11 protein-coding genes are annotated in these 19063 nt (G+C 46.1%); 9 read left to right on the forward strand and 2 right to left on the reverse strand.

The window, feature by feature from the left end:
• Positions 1-40 precede the first annotated feature (40 nt).
• Both GC093_RS23320 and GC093_RS23325 read left to right on the forward strand, forming a co-directional pair.
• Entirely contained in the window at positions 41-2086 is a 2046-nt protein-coding gene (locus GC093_RS23320; protein ID WP_446686373.1) for a methyl-accepting chemotaxis protein, read from the forward strand.
• A 232-nt stretch (positions 2087-2318) separates the two neighbouring features.
• Entirely contained in the window at positions 2319-4043 is a 1725-nt protein-coding gene (locus GC093_RS23325) for a peptidoglycan D,D-transpeptidase FtsI family protein (RefSeq protein WP_246315112.1), read from the forward strand.
• Here GC093_RS23325 and GC093_RS23330 read toward each other — a convergent pair.
• Both GC093_RS23330 and GC093_RS23335 read right to left on the reverse strand, forming a co-directional pair.
• Positions 4037-5326 (reverse strand): ATP-binding protein, encoded by a 1290-nt coding sequence (locus tag GC093_RS23330; protein WP_171654307.1) that lies wholly within the window; start codon positions 5324-5326, stop codon positions 4037-4039. The genes GC093_RS23325 and GC093_RS23330 overlap by 7 nt on opposite strands.
• A gap of 158 nt (positions 5327-5484) precedes the next feature.
• The gene (locus GC093_RS23335) at positions 5485-6519 is read right to left on the reverse strand and encodes a metallophosphoesterase family protein (RefSeq protein WP_171654308.1); all 1035 of its coding nucleotides are present in this window, start codon (positions 6517-6519) and stop codon (positions 5485-5487) included.
• A gap of 186 nt (positions 6520-6705) precedes the next feature.
• On the opposite strand from GC093_RS23335, the gene GC093_RS23340 reads away from it, so the two are divergent.
• From GC093_RS23340 to GC093_RS23370, 7 genes are all read left to right on the forward strand, one after another.
• Entirely contained in the window at positions 6706-7920 is a 1215-nt protein-coding gene (locus GC093_RS23340; RefSeq protein WP_171654309.1) for an ROK family protein, read from the forward strand.
• 128 nt (positions 7921-8048) lie between these two features.
• Complete coding sequence (locus GC093_RS23345) at positions 8049-9062, forward strand: DUF4432 family protein (protein ID WP_171654310.1); 1014 nt, start codon at positions 8049-8051, stop codon at positions 9060-9062.
• On the forward strand, positions 9052-11073 hold the full coding sequence (locus GC093_RS23350) for a GSU2086 family protein (protein WP_171654311.1): 2022 nt from the start codon (positions 9052-9054) through the stop codon (positions 11071-11073). Before GC093_RS23345 ends, GC093_RS23350 begins: the two co-directional genes overlap by 11 nt.
• A 15-nt stretch (positions 11074-11088) precedes the next feature.
• Positions 11089-11904 carry an HAD family hydrolase gene (locus tag GC093_RS23355; protein WP_171654312.1) on the forward strand — a complete coding sequence of 272 codons (816 nt, stop codon included), beginning with the start codon at positions 11089-11091 and terminating at the stop codon, positions 11902-11904.
• 93 nt (positions 11905-11997) lie between these two features.
• Positions 11998-15255: an alpha-mannosidase gene (locus tag GC093_RS23360; RefSeq protein ID WP_171654313.1), complete on the forward strand. Its 3258-nt coding sequence runs from the start codon at positions 11998-12000 to the stop codon at positions 15253-15255.
• A 42-nt stretch (positions 15256-15297) separates the two neighbouring features.
• On the forward strand, positions 15298-16362 hold the full coding sequence (locus tag GC093_RS23365) for a bifunctional heptose 7-phosphate kinase/heptose 1-phosphate adenyltransferase (protein ID WP_171654314.1): 1065 nt from the start codon (positions 15298-15300) through the stop codon (positions 16360-16362).
• Positions 16363-16449: 87 nt separating this feature from the next.
• A complete protein-coding gene (locus GC093_RS23370; RefSeq protein WP_171654315.1) occupies positions 16450-19053 on the forward strand; it encodes an alpha-mannosidase in 2604 nt (867 codons plus the stop codon).
• Positions 19054-19063 lie beyond the last annotated feature (10 nt).

The following is a 19063-nucleotide window of genomic DNA, read 5'->3' on the forward strand; positions in this document are numbered from 1 at the left end:
AGACAAGGGGACAACATTTCTGCAAGGTATGCCAGACTCAATGAAAGGTATGCGGTTGGAGAATCCGATTAAATCAATTGGGATGAAATTATTTTTGATTTTCCTTGTCAGCATATTATTTTTTGTTTTGACCGTAGGTTTTACATCCTATAATATTTCAAAAGGTGTTATACAAAAGAAGGTAGCAGACGCATCTGAGCAGACGATTATTCAAGCTGGTCAGAAGCTAGACTTGCTATACGGGACTTATGAAGATGTAACGATGCAAATCCTGTTGGATGAAGAAATGAAGAGGATGTTATCGGATATTACTACTTTTGACAAATCTACTTTTGATTATTTGCAATTACGTCAAAAGCTTGGTGATAAGCTGAATGTGTATGCCTATGCGAACAAAACGATCAAGTCGCTTCAATTGTTCTCCCTGTCAGGCGAAATAATCAGCTCAGCAGGAGCTACCGGTACCAAAGAAAACCCATCTAAAGAAGATTGGTTTAAGAGGATAGTTGATAATAGCGGTAAAGCTACTTGGTTGGAAACGAAGAGCAAGGGCTATGGCGACGCCAGCACTAGCAGTGTTCCTTCATTTGCTATTGGGCGCGTGCTTAAAAATACGACAAACAACAGTCAGCAAAATATATTGGTGATCGAGGTTAATATCGATGTAATCAGTAAGGAGCTTGCCCAGATTAATATGGGTGAGGGTGGTCAAACCTTGGTGCTTGCACCTGATTTTAAAGTGGTTTATTCCCCAGATGCAGCTACGCTAGGTCAGAAGAGCACGATTGATGTTGATGTGGCGTCTCTCCAAGGTGAGAACCACAGCATCATGAACATTAAGAAGGACTTACAGCTTGTCTATTTCCAATCCGCGAAATCAGGTTGGTATCTGATGGGTGCTATGCCGGTTGCCGAGCTGGTAAGGGATGCTAGAACCATTTCTGATATGACTTGGATTATGGCATTGGTTGCGGCGCTAATTGCTGGTGGTATTGGGTTCCTTGTAGCGAGAATGGTAGGACGGCCTGTTATTACCCTTCGCAACTTGATGAAAGAAGGCGAGCAGGGTAATCTGACTGTACGCATGACCGTTAGTTCCCAGGATGAGATTGGACAGCTGGGGAACAGCTTTAACGAAATGATGCAGAAAATTACGGTGCTGGTGCAGCAAACGAACATCTCCGCGCAGGAAGTACTAGACACTGCAACAGAGTTATCGGACGCTTCCAAGAAAACAGCGACTTCAGCAAGAGAGATTGCCGTTGCTACGGAAGAAATTGCCGGAGGCGCATCCAGCCTAGCGGTTGAATCAGAACGAGGCAATGAATTGACCTATAACATCGGCGTGCAAATGAAAGCAGTCGTTGATGGTAATATCGTAATGGGAACGGCTGCTTCTGATGTGCAGAAATCCAGTGAGCAAGGGATTCAGTACATGTCTGAGCTGATCAATAAAACCAATGCCACCGAAGCGATGACGCGTAATATGGTGGAAAAGGTTGATAATTTGAAAGAAAGCACACGCTCGATCCGTAAAATTCTTGAAGTGTTAAGCAATGTTTCCAAACAAACGAATATTCTTTCGCTAAACGCTACAATTGAAGCTGCTCGTGCAGGAGCAGCCGGTAAAGGGTTTATGGTGGTTGCTGATGAGATACGTAAGCTTGCCGACCAATCTCGTCAATCCATTGCTATTGTAGGCACGATTACGGAAACCATTCAAAGAGAAATCGATGAAACCGTCAATGTATTGTCAACAGCCTATCCAATTTTTCAAGAGCAGATTTCATCCGTAAAAGAAGCTGACTCTATCTTTAAACAAGTGCAAACCCATATGGGCGGATTTATTGGGCAGTTGTCGGAAGTTACAGAGTCTATCAGCAATCTGGATGCTTCTCAAATTGTCCTATCCGATGCAATGTCTAATGTTAGTGCAGTTGCTGAAGAGTCTTCGGCTACCTCTCAAGAGGTTGCATCCTTGAGTGCTGAGCAAATGAATATTAGTAATGGACTGGTTCGTCTGTCGGATAAGCTGGATCAATTGTCTAACTCATTAAAAGACTCGCTATCCAAATTTGAAGTGTAGAAATAAAGAGTTCTATTAATATGATTCGTAGGAAAGAATCTTTTTAGCGGTGTATCACACTGTTAAAAAGATTCTTTTTTTTGTTTGAGTAAGCGAGGAGTCGATCATACTGGTTAGTAATAATTAGTCATATCGAGTCAGCGAAAGGGTGCTCAAGATGAAGGACGGAGAACCACTAAAAAAACATCGGCTTTTTTATATACTAATTGTCGTTATAGGAGTATTGGCGATTTTGAATATCCGCTTGTTCTGGATCCAAGTTGCGGCAAGCCGTAATTGGACAGAGCACGGGATTGACTTAGTGGAAAATTCCGTTATCCAACGTGAAAAAGGAATTGTGCTGGATAGTGGGCGGGGGGACTTCTATGACCGCAACGGTCGATCCATTACAGGTCTCGAAACCCAGGTTCTGACCGTATTTCCTATCCGTAATGAGAAATTAGAAGAAGGTAAAGAGAACAATGCCAAGATAGCCCGCATTTTGCAAGTTTCGGAGTCTGTATGGACCCAATTTGTAGAGTCTCTGAAGACCCCTCAGGTGTGGGCAATTGATGGAAAGAACATTACCCTTAGTGAGCAACAGTCTGCTCAAATTACAGCACTTAGGCTGCCTCAATTGATGGTTACAAGTTTGAAGCAGAGATATAATAACGAACAGACAGCAAGTCATGTAATAGGCTTTGTCGGTCAAGATCCAGAGCGGATAACGCGGCAATATACGAATCAGTTTCATCAAGGTGAGCTTCAGCTAACAAGCCAGATAGGAGGGGCGGGTTTGGAGAGATCGTTTGAGCCTTGGTTGCAGGGGATAGGAGCTACTTCGGTTTCCTTATTTACCGATGCAGCCAAAAGACCGCTTCCTGGACTTGATGCAAGAATCGTTAGACCGCACAATGATTATTACCCTGTTAAGGTGATGACAACTCTAGATGCTGCCATTCAGCAGAAAATCGAACAAGCGATGGCCAAGTTGCAAATTAAAGAAGGAGCAGTAGTTGTTTTAGATGCAGCTAACGCGGATGTGATTGCGATGGCAAGCCGACCGGAGTTTAATCCGCAGCATATTGACTTGCAGAATGGGACATGGGCAAATCATGCTTTAAAGGCTGCAGCGCCAGGTTCTATATTTAAAACAGTTACGGCAGCCGCAGCTTTGGAGGAGAATGTCGCAAGAGCTGACGAAACGTTTGAATGCAATGGAGCGCTTGGAAAATACGGACTGACGTGCTGGAACAAAGAAGGACATGGCAGAATTAGCTTTCGTGAAGGGTATGCAAAATCATGTAATATTGTTTTTGCGAAAATTGCTGATAGGTTAAAAGGGGCTGCGATAGAGGATTACGCAAATAAATTAGGTTTAAATGTATCCGTAGGATGGCAGGGTAATTTTATGCAGGATTCCAACTTCAGAGAGTTTGATGCCGAGGAGAAAGGGCAAATATTTGCCGAATCAACCCCGATGGAGGACGGAGGAGTGAAGGCGCAGTCGGCCATCGGTCAACGAGACGTTATGGTTACTCCGCTGCAGGCAGCCAATATGGTAGTTACTCTGCTGCAGCAAGGGAAAGTCCTTTCACCCCGCGTTGTAAAGGAGGTTAGATTTCAAAACGGTAGATTGATGGAAGCATTTGACCAAAAAAGTGTGGAGGGGTTATCCAAAGGTATTTCCTCGGGAACGGCTAAAAGGCTGTTATCATGGATGAACGATGTTGTTGACCACGGTACAGGATCAACGCTTCGTTCTGCAAAATGGTCAGTTGCCGGAAAGTCGGGTACAGCTCAGGTAGCAGATAAAGAGGGGATCGCTCGAGTGAATCAATGGTTTATCGGTTACGGTCCTGTTGAGCAGCCGAAGTATGCAGTGGCCGTTATGGTTCAGAACATGCCGGAAACAGCTGCAAACAAGTCTCTGCCGCTGTTCAAGGAGGTTATGGATATATTAGCGACTGTTCAATGAAAGGAAGAGGAGGAGAGTGATGGAATAAGTAGGGAGAAGCAAGTGCCTTTACCGACTTCGCTAGTCACATCAATTTTACCTTTCATTGTCTGAATGGCTTTGTATGTAATCATCATACCGAGACCTGTACCTCTATCCCTTGTGGAGTAAAAAGGGGTTCCTAGCCTGCGGATCTCCTCATTGGTCATCCCGATGCCATGATCAATGATGTTGATGCTTACCTGGTTAGCCTGTATGCATCCAATTACCTTCAGCTTACCGCCGGCAGGCATAGCTTCGATCCCATTCTTGCACAGTTGGGTGATACATTGGACAAACTTATCTTTATTGGTACTGATGAACAGCTTATCATCGAGATGTATCTCCAAATCCACTTGGCAGCGTACGGCATAGGATTTAAGGGAGTTAAGGGCTTGTTGGATCAAAAGCTTAGCATCTACCAGCTCAATAGATTCCAGATGAGGCTTGGCAAAAACTAAATAATTAGAAATGATAGATTGGGCTTTATCAATTTCATCAAGGACCATCTGTGTATAGATTTGTCTTTTTTCCTCGCTGGTGCCTGGTTGTTTAAGGAATTGCATGAAACCGCGGGCGACAGTCATGGGATTCCTGATTTCATGTGCGAATGAGGCAGCTAGCTCGCTTAATGTATTCATTTTGTCTGTATGTTGAATTTGCTTGCGTAGCTTCAAGTTAATCTTAAATTGTTCGATAATATAAACGGCCGACCCCAGAGTAATGCTATGAACGACGCAATATAATCCGAGAAAGGCTATAATTCTCCGAGATACTGCGAAGCCTTCCCATAGCAACCCCGCAAGTGCTAAGACCGACGCAAGTAAACCTATTATAAACCCGGCTAATGTAGCGTAAGCGATGTTCCTTGTTCGATGTTGGCTAACTACAAATGGCTTACAGTATGACAATATTACGAGTGTTAAAGTGATGATAATAGCAGCCAACAGGCAAGCATAAATACTTCCTCCCATATATAAACGAAAAGCAATTATTGCAGCGGAGACAACTAAAGCAGAACGCAACCCGGCATACAACAGGCAGATTGCTAACGGAACCGCTCGTAAATCATAGAAATATCCTGGAAGCAATTCCATACTTATCATCAAGGAGAGTAACGATGCACAAGTACATAGGACTGTAATTATGCCAACATTAACGACCTTTTGGTATTTATCGATTCGATCTACCCAAAACAGATGGTACATCATAACTGGGGCAAGTATGATAAGCATATTTAAGAGCAGCTCATGGATTATATTCAATAGGATCACCTTATGTGTGATAGGATGTGATGGTTCAGACTAGGACTTTTACTTTATTCGACATATTTTTCAAATTTCCTACTTTAATAACAAAAAAAACCTTTTGCCTCATGAACAAGGAGAAAGGTTTTTATTTTGTGGTATCAGGTAACAGGAAGCTACCACAGAGGGATTTTCCATTCCGAGGATTCGATCCAAGTGCGATTGCTGAATTCCCGTGCGCGAAGCACAACCTGATGTGGATATACCTCTACATATAATCCTTGTGCCGGGTCTGCTTCCCCTCCTGCTACACCACGTGTACGGCCGACAGAAGCATTATTGATCCAGTGAAAGGAATTCTGCCAGTTGTAATGTTCTTCCCCAACAAAATTGCGATGGCTGTGTCCGGACAGCACGAATACATTTTTGTAAGGCGCAAGAATAGCTCTGAACTCCTTAGCTCGTATTACCCGGTGAGTTCCCCCGTCTGTTCCCGGATCCGGCAGCGGCTGATGAATGAATACGATTGCAGGCCGCCCGTCCTTATGAGCTTGCATGATGCTGCGCAGCCATTCCAATTGTTCATCCGAATACCACGCGCCCTCACCCACCTCAGGTCTTTCCTGAACATAAGCTTCCTGTGACATCATAATTAGATGAACATCATTCACCCAGACATCAATATAGGGCTTTTTTGTATAATAGGCCATAAAATTGATAAATCGTTCGCGTGCCATTGAATCCGTTTTGCCGTTAGGCATGGTTTCTGTGGAGAATTCGCCTTTGGATGTCAGCCAAATGTCGTAATAATCGTGGTTGCCCATGTTGGCATAAAGCTGTGGAAGCGTATATCCGTTTAAAATGTCTTTTAACAGCTTATAGTCGCTGGCTCTTCCGAAATCTGTTAAATCTCCTCCAAGAACAATAGCGTCAAGGGGTATTTCCCAAGCGGAAATGTCCTTAAGCGCCAGGTGAAGCCTATCTGTCATGCTGGATTCACTAACCGATATATGAAGATCGCTCAGTAAAAAAAAGGACGCTAGCGGAGTATTGGAAAGTTCTTGTGCAGAGGAATGGGGTTGTCCAAATTTCACGTTTCCCGATTCGGCATTGACCATCCAACGACGGACAAAGGGAATCGAGGCGGTTGCCCCTGCTGACAAAAAGGCTAAAGACATCAGCATTTTTTTAACAAAACTTCTACGGTTCATCTCGGTATCATCACCATCACTTATCCATTAAAATGCTCAATAAAGCCATCTTAATTATACCTTTACAATAGGTGAATCTCAATACTTGGTAAAAATGATGTCGGGATATGTCGAATTGGTCGATGTTAATATGTGACATTGAGGGTTTACAAAAACCGGAAGCATCAAGTATAATGAATTAACTAAATGATTAAGAAAATAAAGGATGAGAGAACAATCGTTTCTAATAAAATGATTTATTTGCAGCAGGTTAAACAAAATAACATGTCAGAGGTGCTCGGACGCATATGGCAATACCGGCAAGCCTCCCGTGTTGAACTGGTTGAACGGACTGGATTAACATCGGGAACGCTAACTAATCTTACACATGAATTGATTGAAATGAACGTTCTGCGTGAGAATGAATCGATCTCGGGAAACGTGGGACGAAGAAGGGTTATGCTTGGATTTGACCCTCGTGTTTACCGGATCATTGGCTTGGATATCGGTCGGACTGCTCTTGAGATTGTAGTCATGGATCTAAATGGGGAAATATTACAATCGATTGAAAGGGATATGAGTGGTTGTAAAGGACCGGAGGAATATTTCCGTATCATCACGCCTATCGTAAATGAAGTTAAGAAAGGTCTCGAAGCAGAGGGCTGTAAAATTCTCGGCCTAGGCGCTGGAATACCGGGCCCAATTGATTATGATCAAGGTACATTGCTTGCACCTCCGAATTTTCCAGGTTGGGAAGGATACCCCGTACAGCGTGTATTGGAAGAGCAGTGCGGTCTTGTTACGCTTATCGATGATGATGCTCGGACTTCCGCAATGGCTGAACGCTGGTATGGATTAGGTAAAAGTAGTCAAAATCTTGTGTTTGTTACGATGGGTGTTGGTATCGGCGGTGGAGTGGTATCTGGAGGAGCGATTGTCAGGGGAGCGAATGGGCTTAGCGGTCAAGTGGGGCATATGACGATTGTACAGGATGGTAAAATGTGTGATTGCGGGAATCGCGGCTGTTGGGAAACTGTAGGCTCAATTCCTGGCATTCTAAGCAGGTGGGCTCAAGGTGGTACTATAGAAGAATTTCAAGCAGCTATAAAGCGTAGAGAACCTGAGGCACTTCAGTGTTTAGATAAAACCATTAGCTATATGGAAACTGCGTTGGTTAACATTCAAAACCTGTATGATCCTGAGGTGATCGTGCTTGGTGGCCGGTTGTATCCTTTATTATCAGACAGCATGGATAGTCTGAAGCCACGTTTCCAGTCAAGATTATATGCCTTCGCCAAAGACCGATTGAGAATTGAATCTTCCACTTTCGGAACATCTCAAGGTGCGGTAGGGGCTGCTGCTTTACTGCTGAATTTCCTTCTATCGGAGCCGGTCAGGCTGCTGTCGCTAACAGAGGGCTGATCGGGAAACTTCAAAATTAGATAGTACAAGGATGGATTAACTTATTTTAAAAAAGAGAGAAGATGGTATGAAATTTTTTTGGTTAATTAACTTAATTATTAAGAAAATTAATTCTGGAGGTGTTTGCCTTGAATGGCTTGTTGTATCGTCCTATCCGCAACGACGGCTGCAGAATTATTGATGATATTGTTTTTAAAGGTTATCGTTCTCTACTGTTGGAAAATGAAAAGCTGCTCATTCATTTGCTGTTGGATAAGGGCGGGGAGCCTGTTCGTTGGCTGCATAAGGAGACAGATACCGATTTCATCTGGTTTACTGAGCAAAGCTTGAGCCGAGCCCATCCTTTGTATGCGGATTATCAAGACAATTATCAGGGTGGATGGCAGGAGATGCTCCCTGAAGTGAGCTACACCTCCCAATACCGGGGGGCAACGGTGCATCGTGGAGAATCCGCCATTACGCCTTGGGATTATCAAATCATCAAGGATGACAGGGATGAGATTCAAGTATTGCTCATCAACCGCATTCGCTCAATGCCTCTAGTTACGGAAAAATTAATTACTCTAAAGTCTGGAAGCGGGACTGTGAGTATTGAGGAAACTCTTCATAATAGATCTGCCTCAACCGAGCTTGAAGTTAATTGGGGGCATCATCTGGCTTACGGATTTCCTTTTCTCGAACAAGAATCTTTCATAACACTGGACGATGGTGCAAAAATAGTTCATCCAGGTACCAAGGAGAGCTGGGATTGGCCGAAGCTCGTACAGAATGACGGGATAACCACCGACCTATCGCTTATGCCTGCTGAGAGAACTGAACGCGAGCTGCTCTATATCCGAATGAACGAGCATAAATACCGCCTAACAAATCCACGCAAGCAGGTTGCTCTAGAGGTTCGATGGGATGGAAAGGTATGGCCGTATTTATGGTATTGGCAAAATTTCAAGGCAGACTGTGACGCTCCATTCTATGGCTGCGAATATAACATTGGCTTGGAAATGTTCAATGTTCCTCCCAAATTGACATTGGGTGAGGCGGCGGAGCTCGGACTAGCCTTGAAAGTTCCAGCTGGGGGAAATATTACTGCATGGTTGGAACTAGAGGCTGTTGATATAAGAAAGGAGGCGGCCAATGACTGTTGATAATCGACTATCATTTCAAGGGATTAAAACAAACTCTGTTTTTGATCGGACCAATCTTGTTACTATTAAAAATATGGCTCGACCCTACGAGGATACTCTAGAGCAGTGGTCTGGCTCCAGTTCTTTGGAATTTCAGCAATTGGTAGACCGAATAATAGCAGCGCGTTTGGCGGGATTGCCTGTTATATGGTCCATGGGGGCCCATGTAATTAAAAATGGGCTTTCACGTTACATCATTGAATTAGTCAGACACGGGTTTCTAACTCATGTTTCAGGCAATGGAGCCACAAGTATTCACGATTTTGAACTGGCTTTTCTGGGCGAGACCTCTGAGGACGTGGCACGTTCGATAGAGGACGGCTCTTTCGGCATGTGGGAGGAAACCGGACGTTATATGAACGAAGCGGTTCAACAGGGGGCCAAGCTCGGCATGGGCTACGGGGCGAGTCTTTATACATATTTATCTGCTCATCCACAACAATTTCCTTATTATGATGATTGCGTCTTTGTTCAGTGCCAGAAATATGGAGTTCCTTATACATGCCACATCTCGATTGGTACCGATATTATCCATCAGCATCCAATAGTTGATTTCGCGGCTCTGGGGGCAGCCTCTGGTGAAGATTTCCGTCTTATGAGCCGTTCGGTAGAGGGAATGCAGGGGGGCGGGGTGTTTCTCAACTTTGGTTCCGCTATTTCGGGTCCGGAAATTTTCTTGAAATGTTTAGCGCTTGCCCGTAACAAAGGCTTGCCGATGAGCGAAATTATGGCTGCCAATTTCGATATCGTTTCGGTGCCTGCCGGGGCAAAGCCCCGAGATACGGACCCAGCCTACCATTATAGGCCGCGGCGTGTTTTTATCGATAGATTGAACGAAATTGGGGGAAAGGGTTATTTGTTTCCCGGTCTGCATCAGCAGACGATACCGGCATTGTTTCACGCATTGCTGCTGAGGAAGGAAGAAATGGGCGTTGAGTTTCCTGAAATATCAACAATGTCTCTCAAGAACGCTCAAATAGACGGGAAGCGTCAGGTCACACTGTATCCGGTAAGTACGAGAAATAACAAGCTAGATGTGGAAGCGTTATCAGAGCTGGAGCAAGACGAGGAGAGCCAAAGCACTCTGGGAAGCTTGAATGGCCCTGAGTTCGATGATTTTATTAAACGACTATGGACTGCTCGTAAGAACGGTTGCCGTGTATTGGTATCGATTGGAAGCAATATGATAGGTAGCGGAGCGAATCGATATTTGATCGATTTAATAAAACGTGGATATATTACGCATCTCGCCCTTACAGGCGCAGCCTGCAGCCAGGATATCGAGTTGGCAGTATGTGGTCGAGCGGAAGAGCTTGAAGAAGGATATCTGCAAGCCGGGAAGCTAGGCATGTGGAAGGAAGCAGGAGATATCATACATCAGGCATTAACGGATGGCCTTGCTGAAGGCTTGGGATATGGGGAAAGCTTAATGGCTTATGCGAGCAAGTATCCGCAGAGTTTTCCCTATTTCGAAGAGAGCTTATTAGGGGCATGCGCGCGATATGGTATTCCTTACACCTGTCACATTACTATCGGCACCGATGATATACAGCTTCATCCGAATTCCAATTTTGCTGAGCAAGCGAAAGCGAGCGGATATGACTTCCAGTCGTACTGCCATTCAGTGGCGAGTTTGGAAGGCGGAGTTTTCATTAATTTTGGCTCAGCCGTGACCGGACCGGAGGTTTTTCTTAAAGCATTGTCCATCTCCAGAAATTTGCTGCATCAGGTACATCATATTACAACTGCGAACTTCGATATTGTAAAGCTTGGCGATTATTCGAAAAAAGTCGGCTACGAGGACTGGGACTATTATTACCGACCGCGCAAAAATATTATTCATAGGCCAACCAGTCTTGGTGGAAAAGGATTTCATTGGGAGGGCTTGCATGCGGATACGGTTCCCGCCGTGTGGAAAGCGCTTGCTTCTGTAGAGAAGGATGCTGGAGATACGAATTCCAAACATTTATAAAGGAGTGCGAGAAAGATGAGCAGCACGAGACAGATTGGAAGGGTTAAGGCGGTACTGTTCGATTTTGACGGTACGCTGTCGACTCTTAGAGCAGGCTGGGAAGAAACGATGGCTCCATTTTTCAAAGAAGCGATTTCTGGAAGCTATAGCATAACACCAGAGGAATCCGCTTTGCTTGAGCAGGAAATTGAAGACTATATTGATCAGTCGACTGGCATTCAAACGATTTTCCAGATGAGATGGCTGGCAGAGAAGGTTAAGGAAAAGGGCTGGAACGTTGAGATTCTGGGGGAATGGGATTACAAAGCAGAATATAATCGCCGTTTGCTGCTTAAGGTGGAAGAGCGTGTGAGAGGCTTGCGTGATGGTTTATACGATCCGACAGATTTTTTGATCAAGGGATCGGAATCACTGCTTGAGGAACTGCATAAGGAAGGCATTCCCATGTACATAGCTAGTGGAACGGACCATCCAGATGTTGTGAACGAGGCTGAAGTGCTTGGCGTTAAGTCTTATTTCAAGGAGATTGCAGGTGCTCCCGTGGGTCGTGCGGATTGCTCTAAGGAAAAAGTGATTCAGGAGCTCTTGTCGCAGCAAGATTTCCGCAAAGAAGGTCTTGCTGTAATAGGAGACGGAAAGGTAGAAATTAGACTGGCCAAGGAGAACGGTGCGGCTGCCTTCGGGCTGGCTAGCGATGAAATCGAACGGGAAGGCATAAACCCGATTAAACAGCAGCGGCTGGAAGCCGCGGGAGCCGACCGCATTGCTGGAGACTTCACGGACATCGCACAATGGCTGGAGTGGCTAGGGATTAGCAGACGAGCAGAGTAGGGGCGGTTGAACACAGCTTGATAAAGCAAGTGAAATAAGTGAAGGGAAATACAGTCGCCTAATAGTGGACTAATCACCTAAGGAGGATTATGCATGTTTTTAACCATGGATAAATTGTGGAAACGAATAGAGGAATTGAAGGAGCATCGTTATGTCGATCATCGCGAGATTCCCACATACGACTTCTGGATCGATCAGGAGGCTGAGATTGCGCAGAAACCGCCCGAAGATGCTGAATGGGGAAGAATGGCTGTTGGCGATCGTTGGCAAGGCTGGGATTTGACCGCGTGGTTGAAGACTGATGCGGTAATTCCAGCAGAATGGTCGGGTAAACAAATTGTCGGTCTATTCGACTTCGGCAAAACCGGTTCCGGACACAATTGGGGCTTTGAATCCCTGCTCTATGTTAATGGTGAGCCTTATCAAGGTGTTGGCAGTAACCACACGGAGGTTTGGTTTCCCGAGTCGTTCCTGGGACAAAATATCGAGCTGCTGTTCAAGGTCTGGAGCGGCTTAAGTGGAGCCGATGGAGCAAAAACAGTGCAGGAGCATCAGCTGCGCATGTCGGCATTAGCAGTTCTTGAAACGGAAACGGATGATCTCTACCATACGGCATTCGCTGTCTGGCATACGATTCAAGTGCTGGAAGAGAATCGCTGGGAAAGGCAAGCACTGGTCAAAGCACTTGATCGTGCGCTGCTGCTGTTGAATTGGCGAGTACCCGGTGATCACGCTTTCTATGAAAGCGTTCACGAGGCCAACCGGAAATTAAAGGGGGAGCTGGAGAGTCTTCCTACCTTCCAGCCCTTGACGGTACGCTGCATCGGCCATACGCACATAGATGTGGCTTGGTTGTGGAGATTGAAGCATACACGAGAGAAAGCGGCTCGTTCATTTTCTACTGTGCTGCGTCTGATGGAGCAGTTCCCTGAGTATGTCTTTCTACAAACACAGCCACAGCTGTATGAATATATAGAGCAGGATTATCCGGAAATTTTCGCCAAAATTAAAGAACGCGTTCAAGAAGGACGGTGGGAAGCCGGTGGTGCCATGTGGCTGGAATCGGATTGCAACATTCCTTCCGGTGAATCCCTTGTACGGCAGTTATTATATGGAATGCGTTATTTCGAGCGTACTTTCGGAGTTAAGTGTGAGTATTTATGGCTCCCAGATGTTTTTGGTTACAGCTGGGCTTTACCACAAATATTACAAAAAAGCGGATTGCGTCACTTCATGACAACTAAAATCAGCTGGAATGTATATAACCGGTTTCCACATGACACCTTTTATTGGAAAGGCATTGACGGTACAGAAATATTAACGCATTACATTACAACGCCTGATCCGGACATTAAGGAAAGCACATTCACCCGGTTTTATACGTATAACGGGCAGGTGCTGCCTGCAACTTTAAACGGTATTTGGAACAATTATCGGGATAAGGAGGTTAACGACTCTGAACTGCTTTTATCTTACGGTTGGGGCGATGGGGGCGGTGGACCAACACGCACGATGCTAGAAATGCGCAGAAGGCTGGAAAAAATGCCGGGAATGCCAAAGGCAATTACCGGACGCGCTGATGAGTTTTTCAATAAGCTGGAGCAGACAGTAGAGAAATCAGACCGCTATGTGCACCATTGGGACGGGGAACTGTATTTGGAGCTGCACCGAGGCACCTACACTTCACAGGGCTATGTCAAAAAGATGAACCGGCGTATGGAATTTCTGCTTCGGGATGCGGAGATGGCTTCGGTTTTCAGCAGTCCACTTACAGGTTATGCGGCTTACCCTCAACAGCAGCTATATGACAGCTGGAAGATTGTATTACGCAATCAATTCCATGATATTTTGCCAGGCTCATCGATAACAGAAGTGTATGAGGATTGCCATATCGAATATGCTGAAGCAGAGCTTTTGGCTCAAGATGCTTTTTCGAAGGGATTAGGACTACTGGGGTCATGCGTAGCAGCAAAAGCAGGAGAATGGCTCGTGTTTAACTCATTGCCATGGAAGCGCAGCGAGATTGTGCATCTTCCTTGGAAGCAAAGCTATGAGGGACAACAATGGATAGATGCATCGGGTGCAGTATTGGCGGCCAATCACATCAGTGGAACCGATGGAGGTGAAGGACAGCTCCAGCTCCTTGTAGGGAACATTCCAGCAATGGGATATACGACCTTGCGTATGCAAGCAGCAGCGTCGATAGAGGTGACATCAGCAGTTGCAGCGCAGCAGTCCTCGTCATTTTCTTTTGGAGAGCAGCGCGTGTCCACACCTTATTATGAGATCGAATGGAATGAAGCCGGCCAGCTCCGCAGGCTACTTGATAAAAGAACCGGTCGTGAGGTCATTGCAGCAGGAGAAAACGCCAACCGTTTTGATATCCATGAGGATAAACCAGCTTTCCATGACAACTGGGAAATCGATATCTTTTATATGGAGAAAGTACGTCATGTAACTGATTTGCGGAGTGTAACTGTGGCAGAAGAAGGTCCACTCCGGGCAGTCATCCATTTTGAATGGGAGTATGGCCCAACAAGGATCACGCAGGATATGATCTTGTATGCGGATCATCCTAGGATCGACTTCTCCACATGGGTTGATTGGCATGAAAGGGAAACGCTGTTAAAGGTGGCATTCCCGGTTTGCGTTCGAGCGGCGGCAGCAACCTATGAAATTCAGTTCGGGCACGTGCAGCGTCCCACACATTGGAACACAAGCTGGGATTATGCGAGATTTGAAACATGTGCTCACAAATGGGTTGATTTATCCGAGCGTGGATTTGGCGTCAGTTTATTGAATGATTGCAAATACGGCCACGACATTAAGGATCATGTAATGCGGCTTACTTTGATTAAATCATCCAATAAGCCTGATCCGGAATGTGATAAAGGGGAGCATACCTTTACTTATTCCCTGCTCCCGCATGACGGGGATTGGTTTACTGCAGGTACTGCTGAGCAGGCGCACAGATTGAATGTGCCGGTAACAGTTATGGAAATATCCGATAGTTCGTCATCGGCAAATAATACTACTACAGCTGGGACGACAGCTGATGCACTGCCTGCTGAGCTTAGCTTCATTGGAGTAACCGGGGACCACGTGATGATAGATTCGATCAAAAAAGCGGAAGACTCTGACAGCTGGATTGTGCGCTGCTATGAATTTGCTGGTAAACGGGGCCATGTCCGTTTTCATACACATTATTCCATTTTAGAGGCAGACGAGGTTAATCTTGCTGAGCTTGAAGCTGTAGCTTTGGACCATGGTGCAAATGAATTTGGGGCTTATTTCAATCCGTTCGAGTTGAAAACGTTCCGGCTCATTCTTACAGGGAAACCCGGAATTTAATAGTTAATTGCATACAGAAGTCGATGAGGGGGGAGAGAAGCTATGGGAACAGAGGAATTGCAGAGTCTTTCTGACATATCGCAATATAACGGATTAACCAGGGAGCGGATTGAATATATTTTGCAGCGTATATCGACTTTGAAGGTCGGTGTAATCGGTGATGGCTGCCTCGATATGTATTGGCAGGCTGATATGATCTTAAGTGAATTGTCGAGGGAGACGCCGCATTATAATCTTCCCGCTGTTGTGGAACGCTTTGCACCAGGTGCCGCCGGCAATGTCGCAGTCAATTTCAAAAGTTTAGGCGCTTCGGAAGTAAGCTTTTGCTCTGTTGCGGGACCGGATTGGCGGGGAGCCTTGCTGAAGGAAGCTTTAACTACCCGTGGGATCGATGATTCATTCGTGATTTTTGAGGCAGGCCGAGTAACTCCGGCTTATTGCAAGGTAATCATGCAAGGAATACAGGGCGTTAGGCAGGAGGCGCCTCGCATCGATTTTATCAATAGAGAGCCTTTATCTGAAGCAGCTCAGCAGCGAGTTGTGGCACAGCTGGACCTTATGGCTCAAAAGGTCGATGTTATTAGCGTAACCGATCAATTGACCCATGGTGTTATGGGGGCTGCCTTAAGAGAACGGCTGCAATATTGGTCCTCGAAAGGGAAAAAGGTGATCGTGGACAGCCGTGACCGAATCGGTTCATACAGCGGAGTTGTACTCAAGCCTAATGAGCTGGAAGCGATTCGCTGGTATCACGGAAGCGTGAAGCAGCTGCAGCCCACAGAAGCTGAAATATTGAAAGCTGGACTGCAGCTCAGCAGGAACTCAGGTGCTCCGTGCTGCATCACAGTCGGAGAAAAAGGGGCGGTTTGGTTCGAGGATGGCCAAGCGACCCTGGTGCCAACAATGCCTGTTCCACCACCCATTGATATTGTTGGAGCTGGCGATTCCTTTACGGCAGCTTTTCTATCTGCATGGGGAGCAGGATGCGAGGGTCCTGAAGCAGCGGCCTTTGCCCATTTGGCGGCGGCCGTGTCCGTTGGCAAAGTAGGAGAGACGGGAACCGCTTCTCCGCAAGAAATAATGAGTCGATGGGATAAAGTAAGGTAGAGGCTGGGAAGCTCAGGAGCGCGGATTCCTCGCATGTTGGAATACCAAAAATGGAAAGTAAATAGAATTTAAATTGGAGGGAAAACGATGTCTGAAGGAAGTAAAATTCATTTGATTGGTAATGCGCATTTGGATCCGGTATGGCTGTGGCGCTGGCAGGAGGGCTATGCGGAGATTAAAGCTACTTTTCAATCCGCGCTGGACCGAATGGAAGAGTTTCCTGACTTTATATTTACTTGCGCATGCGCGGCTTATTACAAATGGGTAGAGGAAAATGCTCCCGAAATGTTTGCCGAAATTCGGGAGCGGGTAGCAGAGGGACGTTGGGTAATTACAGGGGGCTGGTGGATTCAGCCGGACTGCAATCTACCATCGGGGGAGTCGTTTGCACGGCACGGATTATATGGCCAAAGGTATTTCCTGGAGAAGTTCGGCGTTATGGCACGGGTAGGCTATAATGTGGACTCGTTTGGCCATCATGGAATGATGCCGCAGCTTCTGAAGCAGTGCGGGATGGACTATTACCTGTTTATGCGTCCAGAAGCGCATGAGAAACAGCTGCCGAACGATTTGTTCTGGTGGGAGTCAGAGGATGGCAGCCGTGTCATGACATTTCGCCTGTCTGACAGCTATGCCAATTGGGCAGGGAATAACTTGGAAGGTAAAATCGTCAAGCATAAGCAGCGAGCCGAGACAGATGGGCATGCTCATATGTCTTTTTATGGTGTGGGCAACCACGGTGGAGGGCCAACGGTCGCGAACCTTCGTTTAATCAAAGAAATAAGAGAACGGCATGGTCAGGAGGACATCCTTCTTAGCTCGCCCAATCGTTATTTTGAGGAAATGGTGCAGATCAATCCGCTGGTCCCGGTTATTAAGGATGAAATGCAGAGGCATGCGATAGGATGCTACTCTTCCCATTCTGAATCCAAAGCTTACAACCGCAAGGTGGAGCATCGGCTTCTGAGCGCAGAGAAATTTTCTTCTTATGCCAACCTGCTGCTGGGGCTGCCTTATCCAGCGGAGCCGCTAAAGCAGGCATGGGAGAACGTCATGTTTAACCAGTTCCACGATATTATGGGAGGCTGCAGTGTAAAAGAAGCCTTCGATGATGTTCGTGATTTTTACGGCGAGGCGTTGAGCTTGGGAGCGAAAGCATTAAATGCTGCGCTGCAAAAGCTTTCCTGGTCGATTGATACGATGAAGCCGGAGGTCAAGTCGCTCAGCAAGGATAAGGATTGGCAGCTCTGGGAACAGGATGATTTGGGAACTCCACTCGTTGTATTCAATCCGCTATCTTGGGAAGTGGAGGCACCACTTCAAATTAATAGGAAGCTTGCAAGCGTAACGGACGAATCCGGTGTATCGATTTCCATTCAGGAAGTCCGGGCATCCCGCACGAACGGTAAAGATAAGTGGGATACATTGATTACAGCCCGGATTCCTGCTTTTGGCTACCGTGTTTATTGGGTTTACCTTAATAAAGAAGCTCAATCGGAGCTGCCAATGCTTATAGGAGCGGTTCAAGCTGATGCTAACAGTCTGGAGAATAATAAAGTCAGAATTGAACTGGACCCGAATACAGGTTATATCCAGCGTCTTTTTGACAAAAGGGCAAATAGGGAAGTACTTAACGGAAGCGGGGCTGTACCTGTCGTAATCAACGAGCTGCACAGTGATACATGGGGGCATGGGCTTTCACAATATCGCGATGAGATGGGGCGATTTGCTGACGCGGAAGTGAAAGTTCTGGAAAACGGGCCGCTGAGAGGCACGATCCGTGTTACTAGCCGCTACAACGGTTCCCTACTGCGCCAGGATATAAGCTTGTCCAACGATTCTTCGGATATCCAAGTCAAGGTGAAGCTGGATTGGAGAGAACAGCATGCCATGCTAAAGCTTGCTTTTCCGGTAAATGTAGAGCAGCCTCGGACAGTTTCGGAAATTCCTTATGGCTTTATCGAGCGATCAGTGAATGGTGATGAAGTTCCAGGGCAGCAATGGGTGGATGTATTCGGTATAGCAGCGGGAACAGAGAGTGTGCAAGGTAAAGTAACGAGCACTGACATACCGCCAAACCTTTCACCAGGAGCAGCACCAAACTCGGAGCTAGGCACGGAACCTGGCGCCAAATCAAGCTTAGAAACAGGTCAAGATCACTTCATATATGGCATGGCGTTGCTAAACGATGCCAAATACGGCTATGACGTACTTGGCAATGAGCTGAGAATGACCGTAGTGCGCAGTCCTATTTATGCAGATCATTTCGGTGAACGGGATGAGCAAGTTGAATATATGGATCAAGGGATTCAGGAGTTCGCTTACACCCTATCGCCTCATTCGGGTGACTGGAGGGAGGGCGACGTAGTTCGGAAAGCGTATGAACTTAACGTCCCGCTGCTGCAAATTTGGGAGACTTACCATACAGGGATACTTCCTCAGCTTGCAGAGGGAATTATCATTTCCTCGAAGCATGTTGTGGCAGCGGCATTTAAGCTTGCGGAGTCGGGAGAAGGCTGGATTGTCCGCTGCTATGAGACCTCAGGGATAGAAACAGAGGCTGCGCTTGAGCTGCCGGCTCTCAAGCGGAAGTGGAGCTGCCAGTTTGGCAAATGTGAAATTAAAACTTTTCTAATTCCTTTCGATCCAGAGGCTGCTGTTAAAGAGGTCAATTTTATCGAAATCGAATAAAGGAGCTTAA

This window comes from Paenibacillus foliorum (genome assembly GCF_013141765.1).
Lineage (GTDB): Bacteria > Bacillota > Bacilli > Paenibacillales > NBRC-103111 > Paenibacillus_S > Paenibacillus_S foliorum.